The sequence below is a fragment of the Streptomyces hyderabadensis genome, from assembly GCF_020404845.1.
GTDB classification, from domain to species: domain Bacteria; phylum Actinomycetota; class Actinomycetes; order Streptomycetales; family Streptomycetaceae; genus Streptomyces; species Streptomyces hyderabadensis.
Map to the genome: position 1 here is coordinate 31,385 of NZ_JAIOJZ010000015.1, position 17,749 is coordinate 49,133.

General features: G+C 71.6%; 14 protein-coding genes. 7 read left to right on the plus strand and 7 right to left on the minus strand.

The window, feature by feature from the left end; all coding sequences use genetic code 11:
- Position 1: 1 nt before the first annotated feature.
- Together argG and K7854_RS13935 are read left to right on the plus strand one after the other, a co-directional pair.
- Positions 2–1,447 carry an argininosuccinate synthase gene (gene argG, locus K7854_RS13930; protein ID WP_226026781.1) on the plus strand — a complete coding sequence of 482 codons (1,446 nt, stop codon included), beginning with the start codon at positions 2–4 and terminating at the stop codon, positions 1,445–1,447.
- A 394-nt stretch (positions 1,448–1,841) separates the two neighbouring features.
- Positions 1,842–5,231: a CARDB domain-containing protein gene (locus K7854_RS13935; RefSeq protein WP_226026782.1), complete on the plus strand. Its 3,390-nt coding sequence runs from the start codon at positions 1,842–1,844 to the stop codon at positions 5,229–5,231.
- Between the two features lie 48 nt (positions 5,232–5,279).
- On the opposite strand, the gene K7854_RS13940 is transcribed toward K7854_RS13935, so the two are convergent.
- Both K7854_RS13940 and K7854_RS13945 read right to left on the minus strand, forming a co-directional pair.
- The gene (locus tag K7854_RS13940; protein WP_226026783.1) at positions 5,280–7,562 is read right to left on the minus strand and encodes a phosphoinositide-specific phospholipase C-related protein; all 2,283 of its coding nucleotides are present in this window, start codon (positions 7,560–7,562) and stop codon (positions 5,280–5,282) included.
- A 220-nt stretch (positions 7,563–7,782) separates the two neighbouring features.
- Complete coding sequence (locus K7854_RS13945) at positions 7,783–9,228, minus strand: glyceraldehyde-3-phosphate dehydrogenase (protein WP_226026784.1); 1,446 nt, start codon at positions 9,226–9,228, stop codon at positions 7,783–7,785.
- A 213-nt stretch (positions 9,229–9,441) separates the two neighbouring features.
- Here K7854_RS13945 and K7854_RS13950 point away from each other — a divergent pair, with 213 nt between their 5' ends.
- Positions 9,442–9,852 carry an SseB family protein gene (locus K7854_RS13950; RefSeq protein WP_226026785.1) on the plus strand — a complete coding sequence of 137 codons (411 nt, stop codon included), beginning with the start codon at positions 9,442–9,444 and terminating at the stop codon, positions 9,850–9,852.
- Between the two features lie 55 nt (positions 9,853–9,907).
- On the opposite strand, the gene K7854_RS13955 is transcribed toward K7854_RS13950, so the two are convergent.
- Positions 9,908–10,315, minus strand: coding sequence for a MarR family winged helix-turn-helix transcriptional regulator (locus tag K7854_RS13955; protein WP_226026786.1), 408 nt, complete (start codon positions 10,313–10,315; stop codon positions 9,908–9,910).
- 128 nt (positions 10,316–10,443) lie between these two features.
- Here K7854_RS13955 and K7854_RS13960 point away from each other — a divergent pair, with 128 nt between their 5' ends.
- Entirely contained in the window at positions 10,444–10,731 is a 288-nt protein-coding gene (locus K7854_RS13960; protein WP_226026787.1) for a helix-turn-helix domain-containing protein, read from the plus strand.
- Positions 10,732–10,848: 117 nt separating this feature from the next.
- A complete protein-coding gene (locus tag K7854_RS13965) occupies positions 10,849–11,685 on the plus strand; it encodes an undecaprenyl-diphosphate phosphatase (protein ID WP_226026788.1) in 837 nt (278 codons plus the stop codon).
- Positions 11,686–11,691: 6 nt separating this feature from the next.
- On the opposite strand, the gene K7854_RS13970 is transcribed toward K7854_RS13965, so the two are convergent.
- Positions 11,692–12,750: a fatty acid desaturase family protein gene (locus K7854_RS13970; RefSeq protein ID WP_226026789.1), complete on the minus strand. Its 1,059-nt coding sequence runs from the start codon at positions 12,748–12,750 to the stop codon at positions 11,692–11,694.
- A 132-nt stretch (positions 12,751–12,882) separates the two neighbouring features.
- On the opposite strand from K7854_RS13970, the gene K7854_RS13975 reads away from it, so the two are divergent.
- A complete protein-coding gene (locus K7854_RS13975; protein WP_226026790.1) occupies positions 12,883–13,815 on the plus strand; it encodes a glutaminase in 933 nt (310 codons plus the stop codon).
- 18 nt (positions 13,816–13,833) lie between these two features.
- Here K7854_RS13975 and K7854_RS13980 read toward each other — a convergent pair whose 3' ends face one another.
- From K7854_RS13980 to K7854_RS13990, 3 genes are all read right to left on the minus strand, one after another.
- Complete coding sequence (locus K7854_RS13980) at positions 13,834–15,009, minus strand: D-alanyl-D-alanine carboxypeptidase family protein (protein WP_226026791.1); 1,176 nt, start codon at positions 15,007–15,009, stop codon at positions 13,834–13,836.
- Positions 15,010–15,142: 133 nt separating this feature from the next.
- A complete protein-coding gene (rho, locus tag K7854_RS13985) occupies positions 15,143–16,285 on the minus strand; it encodes a transcription termination factor Rho (RefSeq protein WP_226026792.1) in 1,143 nt (380 codons plus the stop codon).
- Between the two features lie 375 nt (positions 16,286–16,660).
- A complete protein-coding gene (locus K7854_RS13990) occupies positions 16,661–17,080 on the minus strand; it encodes a nuclear transport factor 2 family protein (RefSeq protein ID WP_226026793.1) in 420 nt (139 codons plus the stop codon).
- Between the two features lie 80 nt (positions 17,081–17,160).
- Here K7854_RS13990 and K7854_RS13995 point away from each other — a divergent pair, with 80 nt between their 5' ends.
- Positions 17,161–17,748 carry a PadR family transcriptional regulator gene (locus K7854_RS13995; RefSeq protein ID WP_226026794.1) on the plus strand — a complete coding sequence of 196 codons (588 nt, stop codon included), beginning with the start codon at positions 17,161–17,163 and terminating at the stop codon, positions 17,746–17,748.
- Position 17,749 lies beyond the last annotated feature (1 nt).

Sequence of the window (17,749 nt, forward strand, 5' to 3'; positions counted from 1 at the left end):
TATGTCCAAGGTCCTCACCTCCCTCCCCACCGGCGAGCGCGTCGGTATCGCCTTCTCGGGCGGCCTCGACACCTCGGTCGCGGTCGCGTGGATGCGTGACAAGGGCGCCGTCCCCTGCACGTACACCGCCGACATCGGCCAGTACGACGAGCCCGACATCGCCTCGGTGCCCGACCGTGCCAAGACGTACGGCGCCGAGGTCGCGCGCCTGGTCGACTGCCGCGCGGCGCTGGTCGAGGAGGGGCTGGCCGCGCTCACCTGCGGGGCGTTCCACATCCGCTCGGGCGGGCGGGCGTACTTCAACACCACGCCGCTCGGCCGTGCCGTCACGGGCACCCTCCTCGTCCGGGCGATGCTCGAGGACGACGTCCAGATCTGGGGCGACGGCTCCACGTTCAAGGGCAACGACATCGAGCGGTTCTACCGGTACGGCCTGCTCGCCAACCCGCAGCTCAGGATCTACAAGCCGTGGCTGGACGCGGACTTCGTGACGGAGCTGGGCGGCCGCAAGGAGATGTCGGAGTGGCTGGTCGCCCACGACCTGCCCTACCGGGACTCCACGGAGAAGGCCTACTCCACCGACGCCAACATCTGGGGCGCCACCCACGAGGCCAAGACGCTGGAGCACCTCGACACCGGCGTGGAGACCGTGGAGCCCATCATGGGCGTGCGGTTCTGGGACCCGTCGGTCGAGATCGCGCCCGAGGACGTGACCATCGGCTTCGACCAGGGCCGCCCGGTGACGATCAACGGCAAGGAGTTCGCCTCCGCCGTCGACCTGGTGATGGAGGCCAACGCCGTCGGCGGCCGCCACGGCATGGGCATGTCCGACCAGATCGAGAACCGGATCATCGAGGCCAAGAGCCGCGGCATCTACGAGGCCCCCGGCATGGCCCTGCTGCACGCCGCCTACGAGCGCCTGGTCAACGCCATCCACAACGAGGACACCCTCGCCCAGTACCACACCGAGGGGCGGCGCCTGGGCCGGCTGATGTACGAGGGCCGCTGGCTGGACCCGCAGTCGCTGATGATCCGCGAGTCGCTGCAGCGCTGGGTCGGCTCGGCGGTCACCGGCGAGGTCACCCTCAGGCTGCGGCGCGGTGAGGACTACTCGATCCTCGACACCACCGGACCGGCGTTCAGCTACCACCCGGACAAGCTGTCCATGGAGCGCACCGAGGACTCCGCGTTCGGCCCGGTGGACCGGATCGGCCAGCTGACCATGCGCAATCTGGACATCGCCGACTCCCGCGCCAAGCTGGAGCAGTACGCCGGACTGGGCCTCATCGGCACCGCCAACCCCGCGATCGGCGCCGCCCAGGCCGCCGCCACCGGACTGATCGGCGCCATGCCCGAGGGCGGCGCCCAGGCCATCGCCTCCCGTGGCGAGGTCTCCGGCGACGACGAGCTGCTGGACCGTGCCGCGATGGAGTCCGGCACGGACTGATTCCACCGTCCCCCCGACCGGGGGACCCCGCACCGGCGAGGGCCGGCTCGACCCCTGAGGGTGTCGGGCCGGCCCTTCGGTTTGCCCGGTCTGTTGCTCCTCCTCGTGTATCGCTTGCGTGACTTGCGAGATCGGAACATCGCATTCAGTGTTCATCGAGCCTCTGTTGCCTGCTCAAGCGCTGCGCAAGTGCGTCGCAAGCGACGTAAATCGTTTACGAGTCAATTCCCGCCTCAACCGCGACCGTTGACAAACCGGTGACGCGCTAGAAACCTGATGACGCACTTTCCGCAAAGAATCGACTGTCTTGCTCAATTGGCGCGCAGAGTCGGTGCTTCCCCCCAACTGCCGGACCGTCGCGCCCTCCCCGACTCCCCACGGAACAGAGGACCCCATGAGACGGAGATCTCTCGGCCGACGGACGCTCACGGGCGCCGCCGTCGCCGGGCTGATGACGGTCGGGCTGCTGCCGCTGCCCCTCGCCGCCACCGCGCACGCGGCGCCGGTGACGGCCGCCGCCGACGTCAATCTGGCCCTCGGCCGCCCCGCCAAGGCGGGCGGCTCGCACGGCGCCTACCCCGCCGGCAACGCCACCGACGGACAGCAGGCCACCTACTGGGAGGGACCGGCCGGTTCCTTCCCGCAGTGGCTGCAGGTCGACCTCGGCACCGCCCGCGACGTGGACCGGGTGGTGCTCAAACTGCCCGCCGGCTGGGAGAGCCGGACCCAGACGCTCTCCCTGCGGGGCAGCACCGACGGCTCCACGTTCCAGAGCCTCGACGCCTCCGAGGGACGGGCGTTCGGCCCGGCGCAGGCGGGCACCGTGGCCATCGACCTCGACTCGCCCGCCGAGGCCCGCTACGTCCGCGTCGACATCACCGGCAACACCGGCTGGAACGCCGCGCAACTGGCCGAGCTGGAGGTCTACGGCGACGACGTCGACACCGGCCCGCCGCCCACCGGCACCAACCTCGCCCGCAACAAGCCGGTCGAGGCCACCTCGACGACCCAGAACTACGTCGCCGCCAACGCCACCGACGACTCCACCTCCACGTACTGGGAGGCCGCCGGCAACCCGGCCGACCTCACCGTGAAGCTGGGTGCCGACGCCGACGTCAGCGGTGTCGTCGTCAAGCTCAACCCGGACCCGGTGTGGTCCGCCCGCACCCAGAGCATCCAGGTGCTCGGACGGGCGCAGGGCGCGAGCGACTTCACCTCGCTGCGCGACCGCGCCGACTACTCCTTCAGCCCCGGCCAGGACAACGCGGTGACCATCCCGGTCAGCGGCCGGGTCTCCGACGTACGGCTCCGGTTCTTCTCCAACACCGGCGCACCCGGCGGCCAGGTCGCCGAGTTCCAGGTCCTCGGCACCGCCGCGCCCGCGCCCGACCTGACCGTCACCGGCCTCGACTGGTCGCCCGCCGCACCCGACGAGCGCGACGAGGTCACCGTCAACGCCACGGTCCGCAACGCCGGTACCGCGCCCTCGGCCGCCACCACCACCGAGGTCACCGTGGAGGGCACCACGGCCGGCAGCGCCGCGGTCCCGGCGCTCGACCCCGGCGAGTCCACCGAGGTCGCGGTCTCCACCGGCACCCACGCGGCCGGCAGCTACGCGGTCGCCGCGGTGGCCGACCCGAAGGACACCGTCGCCGAGCTGGACGACACCAACAACAGCCGCTCCGCCGCCGACCGCCTCGTCGTCGACCGGGCACCCGGACCCGACCTCGAGGTGCGCTCCATCACCACCAACCCGGCCAACCCCGCGGTCGGCGCCGACGTCTCCTTCACCGTCGCCGTGCACAACGGCGGCACCAGCGCCGTCGAGGCGGGCACGGTGACCCGGGTCCAGGCCGGTTCCACCACCCTGGACGGCACGACCGGTCAGATCGCGGCCGGCGCCACCGTCGACGTGCCGGTCAGCGGCACCTGGAAGGCGACGAGCGGCGGGGTCACCCTCACCGCCACCGCCGACGCCACCGAACGGGTCGCCGAGACCAACGAGAACAACAACGTGCTCGCCAAGTCCCTCGTCGTCGGACGCGGCGCCGCCGTGCCGTACACCGAGTACGAGGCGGAGGACGGCCGGTACGAAGGCACCCTGCTCACCACCGACGCCAAGCGGACCTTCGGGCACACCAACTTCGGCACCGAGTCCTCGGGCCGCAAGTCCGTCCGGCTCGACTCGACCGGCCAGTACGTCGAGTTCACCTCCACCACATCCACCAACTCCATCGTGGTGCGCAACTCCATCCCCGACGCACCCGGCGGCGGCGGGGCCGAGGCCACCATCAGCCTCTACGCCGACGGCGAGTTCGTGCAGAAGCTCAACCTGTCGTCCAAGCACAGCTGGCTCTACGGCAGCACCGACGACCCCGAGGGGCTCACCAACCGGCCCGGCGGCGACGCCCGGCGCCTGTTCGACGAGTCCCACGCACTGCTCGACCGGACCTTCCCGCAGGGCACCGAGTTCCGCCTGCAGCGCGACTCCGGCGACTCGGCCGCCTTCTACGTCATCGACCTGATCGACCTGGAGCAGGTCGCGCCCGCCAAGACCAAGCCCGCCGAGTGCACCTCCATCACCGAGTACGGTGCCGTCCCCGGCGACGGACTCGACGACACCGACGCCATCCAGCGCGCCGTCACCGACGACCAGAACGGCAAGATCGACTGCGTGTGGATCCCCGCCGGACAGTGGCGCCAGGAACAGAAGATCCTCACCGACGACCCGCAGAACCGGGGCCAGTACAACCAGGTCGGCATCAGCAACGTCACCATCCGCGGCGCCGGCATGTGGCACTCCCAGCTCTACACCCTGACCCCGCCGCAGGAGGCCGGCGGCATCAACCACCCGCACGAGGGCAACTTCGGCTTCGACATCGACGGCAACACGAAGATCTCCGACATCGCCATCTTCGGCTCGGGCACCATCCGCGGCGGCGACGGCAACGCGGAGGGCGGCGTCGGGCTCAACGGCCGCTTCGGCAAGGACACCAAGATCAGCAACGTGTGGATCGAGCACGCCAACGTCGGTGTCTGGGTCGGCCGCGACTACTCGAACATCCCCGAGCTGTGGGGCCCCGCCGACGGCCTGGAGTTCTCCGGCATGCGCATCCGCGACACCTACGCGGACGGCATCAACTTCTCCAACGGCACCCGCAACTCCACCGTCTACAACTCCTCCTTCCGCACCACCGGCGACGACTCGCTCGCGGTCTGGGCCAACAAGTACGTGAAGGACACGTCCGTGGACATCGGCCACGACAACCACTTCCGCAACAACACGATCCAGCTGCCGTGGCGGGCCAACGGCATCGCGGTGTACGGCGGCTACGGCAACACCATCGAGAACAACGTCGTCTCCGACACCATGAACTACCCCGGCATCATGCTCGCCACCGACCACGACCCGCTGCCCTTCTCCGGGCAGACCCTGATCGCGGGCAACGCCCTGCACCGCACGGGCGGCGCGTTCTGGGGCGAGGCGCAGGAGTTCGGCGCCATCACCCTCTTCGCGCAGGGCCAGGACATCCCGGGCGTGACCATCCGGGACACCGAGATCCTCGACTCGACCTACGACGGCATCCAGTTCAAGACGGGAGGCGGCGCGATGCCGGACGTGAAGATCCAGAACGTCCGCATCGACAAGTCGAACAACGGCTCCGGCATCCTCGCGATGGGCGGCGCCCGCGGCAGCGCGACCCTGACCGACGTCACCATCACCAACTCGGCGGAGGAGGACATACGGATCGAGCCCGGATCCCAGTTCAAGATCAACCAGTAGGCCGGCCCGCAGGAGCCGGCCGGTAGCGGCCGGCCGGGCGGGAGCCGGTCAGCGGGAGACGGCCCGGCGGCGCGGAGCACCACCGCGCCGCCGGGCTTCCGCCGTGCCCGGCAGCCGTCCGGGAGTGCGCTCGCCGGGGACGCGGGCGTCGTCCTCCCGGCGTTCGGCGTTGAGTTCGTCCACCGCGCCGAGCGCGTCGCCGATCGTCGCGTAGTCCACCGCGATGAAGTTGACCGGTCTGCCGCGCTGCCGCTCACAGGTGTGCGCCCGCTCCAGCACCCGCTGCCGGGAGTTGACCACCCCGGCGTCCAGCCGCAGCCCGCCGCCCGCCGTGACGAAGTGGTTCAGCAGGAACAGCCGCTTGTCCGAGCCGCCCCGGTTGGGCAGGCAGGACATCTCGTCCGGGCTGCGGAAGGCGAAGGGCGTCTCCATGCCGTACCGGTAGAGGTTGCGGTACCAGGGCGCGGGCCCGTCCGCCTGCTCCGCGAAGACGACCAGCCGCCGACCGCTGTCGATCATGTCCTTGAGCTTCGGCCACGGGCGGTCCGGGTCGGGGTCCGGCTCGTACAGCAGATCCGAGAGGCCGGCCCGGACGAAGGCGTCCTGGGTGGTCACCGCGTCCACGCCGTCCTGGAGGACCAGCGTGACGATCTCCGTGGGGTTGTCGCGCAGCCAGTCACCGATCTGCCGCAGCGTCGGCTCCAGTTCCAGGGCCCCGGCGCCGCACACCGAGTGACACAGCCACAGACCCGGGTGGGGCGGGTTCACCCGTTCCAGGATCGTGGTCAGCCGACGGCGTTCGGCGGGGGAGAAGTCGGAGGTGCTCAGCCGCTCCGCGACCTCCTCGGGCCGCTCCCAGCGGTGGGTGTCGAGCAGCAGGATCCGCACCCCGGCGCCCAGCTGGCCGACGATGTCCGGATCCTGCAGGGGGCCGATGAACCGGTCCGCCGTCGTCGCCATCGCGTTGTGCGAGGCGAGCTGGGCGATCTCGTCGTAGCGGGCGTCGCACAGCTCGGCGCTGCCCTGGCAGATCCGCGGGGAGGAGCCGGTGATCGCCACCGGCGCCAGCATCGTCCCGACCAGGGCGACCGCGGTGACGGTGAAGGTCAGCGCCGGAACGTGCCGCGGATCGGTGAGGACCGGCACGCCGGGCCGGGTCTGCCACACCCAGCCGACGGTGATCAGCAGGGCGCCCGCGGCGAGCAGGATCACCGCGACGACGACGGCGGTGGTCAGCAGCCGGTCCAGCGCGGCGGCCTGGACGTCGGCGAGCAGCCCGGTGGCCGAAGGGGGCCACGACGCCGGGGTGCCGAACAGCGTGTCGCCCAGGGTGAGCCGCAGCAGGAGCACGGTGAGCGCCATGACGGCGGCGGCGGCCGCCGGCACCCAGCCCAGCGGGATCAGCCGGCGCTTGGCGGGCGAGGGCGTCAGGAACCACAGCAGGGTGAGCGCGGCGGCGCACAGCACGGCCGCCGCCGGTTCCACCACGTCCTGGAAGAGCCGGGTCACGTTGCGGGCGCGGTCCAGCGGGGCCAGCGCCTCGGTGCCGGGCTCGACGTCGACGCTCACCACCCAGGTGCCCTGCCGTGCCTCCCGCAACAGCTCCTCGGCGGCGTCCCGGACCTGGTCGGTCAGGGCGACGGGAGCGAGCGCGGCCAGGGCGGCGGCCACGTCGCCCCGGTCCAGTGCCGTGCGCACCGTGGATCTGACGCCGTCGTGCGCCGCGCCGTCCGGGACCAGCCGCATCAACGCGTCCGTGGCCGCGGCGGCCTGGTCGTGCGTAAGCGGCAGCGTCGGCAGCTCCTCCAGCGGCGCCTCCCCGGCCACCACCCGTGCCACCAGCTCGGACAGGTGCTGCACGAAGGCCTGGAAGTCGGGTTCGGAGCGCTTCTGCAGCGCGGCGACGGCGTCGCCGAAGTACGCCTGGCTGAGCCGTTCGACGTTCGCGACGACGGGCTCCAGGTCGACCCTGATCCGCAGCCGGTCGCCGTCGCCCTCCAGGTAGTGGACCATTTCCTCGATCTGGCCCTCGCCCATGGTGCGCAGCGTCTCCGGCGGGATCACCACCTTGAGGTTCGAGGTGACGGTCGACTGCGGAACCGGCAGCCGCTCCAGCAGGTCGCTGGTGAACGGCGTGCTGCCCGGATCCACCAGCACCTCGTCGTAGAAGCGCTGGTAGGCGTGCTCGTCCTCCAGCACCTGGCCGTAGAACCCGGCGTCCAGCACCGTACTGCGGACGACGGCCGCGGCGGCCAGGACGGTCAGGCTCAGCACCGCCACGCACCAGACCAGCACCTCGACCCAGGGCGGGCACCGGAACAGTGCGTTCATGGAACCATTCTCGTATCAGCCGGCCGCCGTGCCGCACGGCGCCCGGACCGGGAGTGCCATCACACGCATGCCCCGGCCCGGCCCTGCCGATACGTGTCAGCTTCCGCCCGGCACCTCCCCGGGGGCAGCACTGCCCCGGTGGGCGAGGCCGCCGACCAGGGCCAGGTCGCAGGCCCCCGGACCGGATCCCGGTCCGGGGGCCTGACCCGACCTGACCGGCTCAGACCGCCGGTGCGGGATACGTCGGGTACTCCACCCCGGAGACGTGCTGGACGACCCGCACGACCTGGCAGGAGTAGCCGAACTCGTTGTCGTACCAGAGGTAGAGGATCGCGTTGTCGCCCTCGACCTTCAGCGCGCCGGCGTCCACGATCGAGGCGTGGCGCGAGCCGATGAAGTCGCTGGAGACCGCGTCGGGGGCGCTGATGAAGTCGATCTGGCGCTTGAGCGGCGAGGTCAGCGACACCTCGCGCAGGTGGTCCAGGACCTCTTCGCGGGTCGCCTCCCGGGCCAGCTGGAGGTTGAGGATCGCGATCGACACGTCCGGCACGGGCACCCGGATCGAGCTGCCGGTGATCCGCGCCTTCAGGTCGGGCAGCGCCTTGGCGACGGCCGAGGCGGCGCCGGTCTCCGTGATGACCATGTTCAGCGGCGCGCTGCGGCCGCGGCGGTCCGACTTGTGGTAGTTGTCCAGCAGGTTCTGGTCGTTGGTGAAGGAGTGCACCGTCTCCACGTGACCGCGCAGCACGCCGTACTCGTCGTCCATCGCCTTCAGCGGCGGGACGATCGCGTTGGTGGTGCAGGACGCGCAGGACAGGATCCGCTCGTCCGGCTTGACGGTGTCGTGGTTGACGCCATGGACGATGTTCGGGACGTCGCCCTTGCCCGGCGCGGTCAGCACGACCTTGTCGATGCCCGGGCGCAGGTGCTTCGACAGGCCCTCGCGGTCGCGCCACTTGCCGGTGTTGTCGATGAGGATGGCGTCCTTGATGCCGTACGCCGTGTAGTCGACCTGGCTCGGGTCGTCCGCGTAGATCACCTTGATGGCGTTGCCGTTGGCGAGGATCGTGCTGCTGTCCTCGTCGACGGTGATCGTGCCCTGGAACTGGCCGTGCACGGAGTCGCGGCGCAGCAGCGAGGCGCGCTTGACCAGGTCCTGCTGCCCACCGCCCCGCACGACGACGGCGCGCAGCCGCAGCCCGTTGCCGGAGCCGGCCTTCTCGATGAGCAGCCGGGCGACGAGCCGGCCGATGCGGCCGAAGCCGTACAGGACGACATCGCGGCCCTCGCGCCGGTCGGTCTTGTTGGCGCCGGTGGCCCCGGCGACGGCCTCGGCCGTGAACTCCTCGACCGACAGACCCCGGTCGTCGGTCCGGTAGGTCGCGGCGAGCATGCCGATGTCGATCTGCGAGGGCCCCAGGTCGAGCGTGGTGAGTGCGCGCAGGAAGGGCATCGTCTCGGTGACCGAGAGCTCCGCCCCGGCGATCTGGCGGGCGAAGCGGTGGGTCTTGAGGATGCTGACCACCGACTTGTTCACCAGGGAACGGCTGTGCAGCAGGATCGTGACGTCCTGCTCCCGGTGCAGCTTCCCGATCATCGGGATCATCGATTCCGCGGTCTCTTCGCGGTGCTTCCAGTTGGTGAACGAGTCGTCGTTGACAGTCACGTCTCTTATCTTTCGAGCTAGGCGGCGCTCATATGCTAACCCCACCGCGTTGATGATCGATCAAGTGGGCCCCGGGCTGATCAGATGAGTACGGAACCGGGTGCGCCGCTCGAACAGGGTTGCGCCGTGGGCGACCGGGTACGCGAGGCTGGACCCGGGTCCGCGCCGATCGTTCGCGCGGGCCGCAACACCGCCGCTACCAGGGAATCTGCCATGGAGACACCCGCGAACGACCACCCCGTCACGCCGGCTCAGCGGGCGCTGGACACGCTCGCCGAGTCCCCCGAGGCCGCCGACAACACGGCGGCGCTCGACACGCTCGCGAGCAGCGACGTCCTCGTGCCGGTGCCCGACGACGCGAACGACCGGGACGCCGCCGACCCCGGCATGCTGGCGCTTCCGGTGCTGGAGCAGCAGGGCGGCCGGCAGGTGGTGCCCGTGTTCACCTCGGAGCTGGAGATGGCCGGCCTGCTGCCGTACGTCTCCCGCTACCGCATGGTGCCGCTGGGAGCCCTCGCCGCGCAGTGGCCGGCCGACGACCTGTCGCTGTCCATCGACGCCGGGTCGGAGCACCGCCTCACCCTCACCTCGGACGGCGTGCGCACCCTGCTGGCCCGTCCCTAGGGGCGAGGGCCCAGGGTCTTCGGCCTCGGCCGGTGACGAGGGCCGCCGACCCCCGTCAGGGGCGGGGTCCCTCGTCGTCGCCGAGGGTGCGGGCCAGCGCGGCCCGCTGCAGCGGCAGTATCTCGGCGTGCAGGTCCCGGCCCCTGGGGGTCAGCGTGACGTACACGCCGCGCCGGTCCTCCGCGCACATGGAGCGCTGCACCAGGCCGTCCTTCTCCAGCCGGGCGATCAGCCGGGACAGCGCGCTCTGGCTCAGGTGCACCCGGCCGACCAGGTTCTGCACCCGGCACCGGTCACCGGCCGCCGGCCCCTCGGACACGAGGAGGTCGAGCACCTCGAAGTCGCTCGCGCCCAGGCCGTGCGGGTGCAGTGCCCGGTCGATCTCGCACATCGTGCGGGCGTGCACCGACAGGATGTCCCGCCACCGTTCCTCGAGCCGCGCACCGGCCGTCTTGGCTCCCATGGATGAACGGTAGCACCGGAACCGATATTGGTTGAATGTGCAAATGGCCCGGTTGCCGGACAACGGGGCCCCGGCTGCGGGAAGGTGGAGGGACACGGCAGGACGGGCCCGCGCGCAGGGAGGACGAGATGCTCAGGACGCCCGTGCACGGCACGCGTCTCGACATCCTGGAATGGCTGAAGGACCCGGCCGCGCACTTCCCGCCGCAGCGTCACGTCGACCCCGCCGAGCACGGTGTCCACGCGGGCCCCGTCGCCGCGAAGCTCGGGGTGTCCCGCCGGGTGGCCGAGGCCCACCTGGGGCTCCTCGCCCGTCTCGGCCTGCTCCGCGCCCGGAGGATCCGCCGCCGCACCTATTACCGGCGCGACGAGGTGCGGATCGCCGAGGTGGCGCGGATGTTCGAGAAGGGCTGGTAGGCGCGGGCACCGGCCCCCGGCCCGCCTCGCCGCGACACCGCTCGCTGGGGTGACACGCGCCGACGCGCTCCGGCGTGACGCCCGGCGCACAGCCGGGTGTAGTAGGAACTGGATGCCATGAGCGCCATCAGCATCGGTCAGGCCGTCGTCCTCGGAGCCGTCGAGGGGGTGACCGAGTTCCTGCCCGTCTCCTCCACCGGACACCTCAAGATCGTCGAGGGGCTGATGGGCATCCCGGTCGACGACGACGCCGTCATCGGCTTCTCCGCGGTCATCCAGGTCGGCGCGATCGCCGCCGTGCTCGTCTACTTCTCCAAGGACATCGCGCGGATCGTCACCGCCTGGGTGCGCGGACTGCGCGACCGGGAGGAGCGCTACCACCACGACTACAAGTTCGGCTGGTGGGTCATCTTCGCCACCATCCCCATCGTCCTCGTCGGCCTGGCCGCCAAGCCCCTGATCAAGGGCCCCCTGGCCTCGCTGTGGGTGGTCGCCGGCTCGCTCATCGTCGGCAGCGGCGTGATGTGGTGGGCCGACCGCACCGGGCGGCACAAGCGGGGCGAGGACGACACGTCCTTCAAGGACGCGATGCTGGTCGGCGGCTCCCAGATCCTGGCCCTGCTCTTCCCGGGCTTCTCCCGCTCCGGCGCCACCATGTCCACGGCCCTGCTGCTCGACCTGGACCGGGTCGCCGCCACCCGGCTGTCCTTCTTCCTCGGCATCCCGGCCCTGACCGGGGCGGGCCTGTACGAGCTGAAGGACGCCCTGGGCACGGGAGCGGGCGCCGCGCCGCTGGCGGTCGGCACCCTCGTCTCCTTCGTCGTGGCCTACGCCTCCATCGCCTGGCTGCTGAAGTTCGTCGCCAAGCACTCCTTCAACGCGTTCGTCATCTACCGCATCGCGGTCGGCGTCCTGCTGTTCGGGCTGCTCGGCGCGGGCGTGCTGCACAGCTGACGCCGCTCAGCGTGCGGCGCGCAGCGGCTCCCCGACGCTCCTCATGTGCCGCAGTGCCTCGCGGTGCGAGGCCAGCAGCCCCGTCTGGTGGTACGGCACGCCCAGTTCGGCGCAGTACGCCTCGGTGATGACCTGGGCCCGGCCGAGGGCCGGGGTCGGCATGCTGGGGAAGAGGTGGTGCTCGATCTGGTAGTTGAGGCCGCCCATGAAGGCGTCGACGAGCACACCGCCCCGCACGTTGCGGGAGGTCAGCACCTGACGGCGCAGGAAGTCCAGCCGCATGCCCTCCTCGATCATCGGCATGCCCTTGTGGTTGGGCGCGAAGACCGAGCCCAGGTAGATCCCGAACAGGCCCTGGTGCACGGCGAGGAAGACCAGCGCCTTGCCCGGGGAGAGGACCGTGAACAGGCCGCCGAAGTACAGCCCGAAGTGGGCCACGAGCAGGCTGCCCTCCAGCACCGGCCGCTTCACGGCCCGGCTGCCGAGCGCCTTGAAGCTGTTGAAGCTCAGGTTGAGGCCCTCCAGCGTCAGCAGCGGGAAGAACAGGACCGCCTGGTGCCTGCCGATGAACCGGGGGAGCCCGGTCGCCCTGGCGGCCTGACCCCGCGACCACACCAGGATGTCGGGGGAGACGTCCGGGTCCTTCTCCTCGTGGTTGGGGTTCGCGTGGTGGCGGGTGTGCTTGTTCATCCACCAGCCGTAGCTCATGCCCAGCAGCAGGTTCGCCGCCAGCAGGCCGCCCGCCTCACTGGGACGCCGGCGCGTGAAGACCTGCCGGTGGGCGAGGTCGTGGGCGGCCAGTCCCAGCTGGCCGAAGACCACGGCGAGCGCGACCGCGACGAACAGCTGGCTCCAGCTGTCCCCCAGCGTGACGAAGGCGGCCACACCGCCGGCGAGCGCGAGGGCGACGGCGCCGAAACGGACCGTGTAGTACAGCGGGCGGCGCCGGAGCAGCCCCGCGTCGGCCATCCGCCGTGACAGTTCGGAGAAGTCGCTCCCCTTCTCGCGTCCCTTTTCCCGTGCGGGCGTGGGCAGGCTCTCGACGAGCACCGTTGATTCGACCATGCACTTGAGTATGTGAACGGGCTGCCGGCCGCAGAATGGCGTCCGCCCCCGAAGCGGGGGTGAGGCCAGCACCACCCCGGTACGGGGGTCCACCACCCTCGGCCGCCCGCCGTCCGGGCCGGCCGAGGGAGAATGGCGATCATGAGCACATCGACGACCTTCCGGCCGGTCCTCGAGCGCATCGCCGAGGAGATCGAGCGGACCCCGGGCAGCGGGCGGCCCGCCGACTACATCCCCGCCCTCGCCGCCCGGGACCCGCGCCGCTTCGGCATGGCCGTCGCCGAACCGGACGGCACGGTCTACGGCGTGGGGGAGTGGCGGGAGCCGTTCTCCGCGCAGTCCATCACCAAGGTCTTCACCCTCGCCCTGGACCTGGCCAGGGAGGGCGACGCCCTGTGGGAGCACGTGGGCCGCGAGCCGTCCGGCAACCCGTTCAACTCCCTGGTGCAGCTGGAGTACGAGAACGGCATCCCGCGCAACCCGTTCATCAACGCGGGCGCCCTCGTCGTCACCGACCGGCTGCACACCCGTACCGGTGACGCGGCCGGCGAACTGCTCGCCTTCCTGCGCGCCGAGAGCGGCAACCCGGACCTGACCCACGACGAGGAGGTCGCCGCCTCGGAGGCCGCGCACGGCGACCGGAACGCTGCTCTGGCGCACTTCATGGCGTCGTACGGCAACATTGACAACCCGGTGCCGGTGCTGCTCGACCAGTACTTCCGCCAGTGCTCCGTCACCGCCTCCTGTGCCGACCTGGCGCTGGCGACCGGCTTCCTGGCCCGGCACGGCATCCGCGCCGACGGCACCCGGCTGCTCAGCCGCAGCCGGGCCAAGCAGATCAACGCGGTGATGCTGACCTGCGGGACCTACGACGCGGCCGGGGACTTCGCCCACCGGGTGGGGCTGCCGGGCAAGAGCGGGGTCGGCGGCGGGATCATCGCGGTGGTGCCGGGCCACTGCACGCTGTGCGTGTGGAGCCCCGGCCTGGACGAGCGGGGCAACTCGGTGGCCGGGGTGGCGGCCCTGGACCGCTTCACCACGCTCACGGGGTTGTCGGTGTTCTGAAGGTGCCCGACGAGGTCGTCAACTCCCGTCGTCCGGTACGAGCCTGAGCCGCAGGGCCAGTGCCACGACGCCCGCACCGAGCCCCGCGACGCTGAGGATCGCACCGGTCTCCGGCCAGCCCGGCCCGTCCTCGGCCGGCTCGGCCGCGGTCACCGCCGCGGGCGCCGCCTGCGGTCCCTGCCGGGGCCGGGCCCGCTCGGGGACCAGCGAGCCCACCGGGTCGACCTCCCCGTCCGCCGCGAAGCCCCAGTCCAGCAGGGCGCGGGCCTCCTCGTACACGGCGTGGCCGCCGCCCTCCTGCGGGTTCATCACCGTGACGACCAGGGTCCGTCCGTCGCGGCGGGCGGCGGCGATGAGCGTGTTGCCGGCGTTGCTGGTGTAGCCGTTCTTGACCCCGATCAGGCCCGGGTACGGCTCCACACCGTCGGCCCCGGTGAGCAGCCGGTTGGTGTTCATGATCCCGTACGAGCCGCCGTCGCGGCCGGGGAACACCGCGTCGACCTTGGCGCAGTACCGCGCGAAGTCGGGGCGCCGCAGCCCTTCCCGGCCGAAGACCGCCAGGTCGTAGGCCGAGGAGACCTGGCCGGGGGTGTCGTACCCGTCGGGCGAGCGGACGTGGGTGTCCAGGGCGCCGAGCGCGCGGGCCTGGGCCTGCATCCGGGCCGCCGTGGCGCTCCAGCCGCCGGTGAGCGAGGCGAGGACGTGCACGGCGTCGTTCCCGGAGTTGAGGAAGACGCCGTTCCACAGGTCGGAGACTCGGTAGGTCTGGCCCTCGACGACTCCGACCAGACTGCTGCCAGGACCGATGCCGGACAGGTCCCCGGCGCTGACCTCGTGACGGATGCCGCCGGGCAGGGCGGGCAGCACCGTGAGGGCGAACAGCGTCTTGAGGGTGCTGGCCGGCGGCAGTTGGCGGTGCGCGTCGTCGGCCGCCAGTACGTCGCCCGTGCCGGCGTCGGCCACGACCCAGGACAGCGCGGAGACATCGGGAACCCGGGGCGCTCCGGGATGCGGCCGGACCTGGGTGCCGGAGCGGTACAGCGGCGACGGCCCGGCCGCCGCCGCAGCACCGGGCGGAGCGGGGTCCGGCCGTCCCGCGCGGGCGGCCGCGGTGGCGGGCACGAGCGTCAGCAGCCCCGCCACGCAGAGCATGCAGCTGGATCGAACCGCCCGGGATGAGAATCCGATAGTCATACCGCAAACGTAGGAACGGCCCCCCGCACCGCCACGCTGACCGGGCCGGGTCCGCTCCGCAAGCACCCGGATGCCGTAGCCGACGCCGGCGGCGGGCGGGCGCGACGGTGCGACGGCACGGCCGGGGTGCGGATCAGTCGGCGGGCAGCGTCGGCTGCACCTGCTTCAGGAACGTGGCGTTGTCCGGCGTCCGGCGCAGCCGCTCCAGCAGGGTCTCCAGGCCGGAGAGTCCGTCCCGGGTGCCCAGGAGTGCCCGGCGCAGCCCGCGCACGGCGGTCGTCTCGGCGGCGGAGAGCAGCAGCTCCTCGCGCCGGGTGCCGGAGCCGGTCAGTTCGACGGCCGGGAAGACCCGGCGGGAGGCCGGCTCCCGGCTCAGCCGCAGCTCCATGTTGCCGGTGCTCTTGAGTTCCTCGAAGTAGTAGTCGTCGGCGCGCGAGCCGGTCTCCACCAGGGCGGTGGCGAGGATGGTGAGGGAGCCGCCCTCCTCCGCCTTGCGGGCCGCGCCGAAGAAGCGCTTGGGCCCGAGCAGCGCTGCCGCGTCGACGCCGCCGCTGAGCGTGCGGCCGCCGGAGGAGGCGGCGTTGTTGTGCGCCCTGCACAGCCGGGTGAGGGAGTCGAGGAGGATCACCACGTCCTCCCCGGCCTCCACGAGCCGCTTGGCCCGCTCGATCACCAGCTCGGCGAGGGCGATGTGCTGCCTGGCGCTCTGGTCGAAGGTCGAGGAGTACACCTCGCCCCGCACCGAACGCCGCATGTCGGTGACCTCCTCCGGGCGTTCGTCGAGCAGCACCACCATCAGCCGGGCCTCGGGGTGGTTGCCCGCCACCGCGGCGGCGATCTGCTGGAGGAGGACGGTCTTGCCGGTCTTCGGCGGGGCCACGATCAGGCCGCGCTGGCCCTTGCCGACCGGTGCGACCAGATCGGTGACGCGCCCGGTGAGGCCGGCCGCCGGGTGTTCGAGCCGCAGCCGCTCGTGCGGGTGCAGCGGGGTGAGGTCGGCGAAGTGCCGCCGGGTGCTCCGCCGGTCGGGGGTACGGCCGTTGACGCGGACGACGTCGGTCAGGGTGCGCCGCTCGCCGCACACCCCCTCGACGAGGTCGCCCTTGCGCAGCCCGTGCCGGCGGATCAACGCGGGGGAGAGGGCGGGGTCGTGGGGCCCGGGCTGCAGGCTGTCGCCCCGCAGGCGTCCCTTCCCGCCCGCTTCGAGGTCGAGGACACCGCTCGCGATCTGGGCCGGGGACTGCTGGGCAGGGGGGTGTTCGAGTGTGGTGGTCATGGTGGTCGGTCCTTTCGAGGACACGGGCATGGGACATGCGGAAGGAAGGGGGGAAGCCGCGTGAGGGGTCGGACGACACGCCTCCGGGCGGCGGGAACAGCACCTCGGACACGGCGGGGACGAGGTCCCTGCTCACGAGGTTGTGCTGAGAAGCGGACGCACCGGTCGCACCAGGACGGGCGGATCCGCGAACCGAAGGGGAACTGGCACCGGCGCCCCGATCAAGAGGGGCGTACACAAGTGCTGACTGCACCGTACCACGGCTGGTGCGCCGTGGCGGTGGGGTGGGACACATCGCGTCCCACCCCCTGCAACACCGCCGGTGCGGAGCCTGTTCCTGCTTCTCTTCCGTCTGCCGCGATGTCCGTACCGGGCTCAGCCGGCCGAACGCGTCCGGGCCACCGGCGTCTGTCGCGCCTCCTCGGCGATCCGCTCGAACTGCGCGGCCATGGCCTCCTGGAGGGCCTGTGCGCCCGAGAGCGGACGCACCATCACCGTCAGCTCGTCGATGCGGCCGGACGCGTCGAGGTGCAGGAAGTCGCAGCCGCTGATCTCGCGGTCGCCCACCCGCGCCGCGAAGACCAGCGCGTGGTCTCGCCCGTCCGCCTCGCCGATGACGCGCTCGTAGCGGAAGTCCTCGAAGACGCGCTCGACCGCGCGCAGGATCGCCGCCGTGACCGCCTTGCCCCGGTAGGGCTTGAAGACGACGGGGCTGGAGAACACCACGTCGTCGGCCAGCAGCGCTTCGACGGCGTCCATGTCGTGTGCCTCGACCGCCGCACGGAATGCTCGCATCGCCACTCCTTCATACTGAACTATTTGAATAGGTGTGAAGTAGAGTAGTCGTCGGGATGCGTACTTGCTAGCGTGTCGACATGTCTCTCAAGTACGCCGTCCTGGCCGCCCTCCTGGAGGGCGAGGCCTCGGGCTACGAGCTGTCCAAGGTGTTCGACGTGTCGCTCGCCAACTTCTGGCCCGCCACGCCGCAGCAGCTCTACCGGGAGCTGGAGCGCCTCGCGGGCGACGGACTCATCGAGGCCCGGACCGTGCCGCAGGAACGCAGGCCCACCAAGCGGCTGTTCTCGCTCACCGAGGCGGGCCGGGAGCAGCTCGGCGTCTTCGCCGCCGCGCCGACCCGGCGGCCCACCGCCGTCCGCGACGAGTTCCTGATCAAGATGCAGGCCATGGACGGCGTCGACCCGGCCGCGGTCCGCGCGCTGGTCGAGGAGCGCAGGGCGTGGGCGCTGGGCAAGCTCGCCCGCTACGAGCGGGTGCGCGAACGCCTCCTGGACGGCCGTACCGAGGAGGAGCACCTGCGGGAGGCCGACCGGGTCGGGCCCTACCTCACCCTGGCCGCCGGAATCACCTTCGAACGGGAGAACGCCCGCTGGTGCGAGCGCGTGCTCACCGTGCTCGACGAGCGCCGCACTCCCGCGGGGCCCGCCGGGCAGCCCCTAGGCTGAC

Bases quoted from the DNA above. Each gene is read 5' to 3' on its own strand.
- K7854_RS13955 (WP_226026786.1), bottom strand. From the start codon at position 10,315: ATGGGAGCCAAGACGGCCGGTGCGCGGCTCGAGGAACGGTGGCGGGAC.
- K7854_RS13960 (WP_226026787.1), top strand. From the start codon at position 10,444: ATGCTCAGGACGCCCGTGCACGGCACGCGTCTCGACATCCTGGAATGG.
- K7854_RS13935 (WP_226026782.1), top strand. From the start codon at position 1,842: ATGAGACGGAGATCTCTCGGCCGACGGACGCTCACGGGCGCCGCCGTC.
- K7854_RS13980 (WP_226026791.1), bottom strand. From the start codon at position 15,009: ATGACTATCGGATTCTCATCCCGGGCGGTTCGATCCAGCTGCATGCTC.
- K7854_RS13990 (WP_226026793.1), bottom strand. From the start codon at position 17,080: ATGCGAGCATTCCGTGCGGCGGTCGAGGCACACGACATGGACGCCGTC.
- K7854_RS13975 (WP_226026790.1), top strand. From the start codon at position 12,883: ATGGCGATCATGAGCACATCGACGACCTTCCGGCCGGTCCTCGAGCGC.
- K7854_RS13970 (WP_226026789.1), bottom strand. From the start codon at position 12,750: ATGGTCGAATCAACGGTGCTCGTCGAGAGCCTGCCCACGCCCGCACGG.
- K7854_RS13995 (WP_226026794.1), top strand. From the start codon at position 17,161: ATGTCTCTCAAGTACGCCGTCCTGGCCGCCCTCCTGGAGGGCGAGGCC.
- K7854_RS13940 (WP_226026783.1), bottom strand. From the start codon at position 7,562: ATGAACGCACTGTTCCGGTGCCCGCCCTGGGTCGAGGTGCTGGTCTGG.
- argG (WP_226026781.1), top strand. From the start codon at position 2: ATGTCCAAGGTCCTCACCTCCCTCCCCACCGGCGAGCGCGTCGGTATC.
- K7854_RS13950 (WP_226026785.1), top strand. From the start codon at position 9,442: ATGGAGACACCCGCGAACGACCACCCCGTCACGCCGGCTCAGCGGGCG.
- rho (WP_226026792.1), bottom strand. From the start codon at position 16,285: ATGACCACCACACTCGAACACCCCCCTGCCCAGCAGTCCCCGGCCCAG.
- K7854_RS13965 (WP_226026788.1), top strand. From the start codon at position 10,849: ATGAGCGCCATCAGCATCGGTCAGGCCGTCGTCCTCGGAGCCGTCGAG.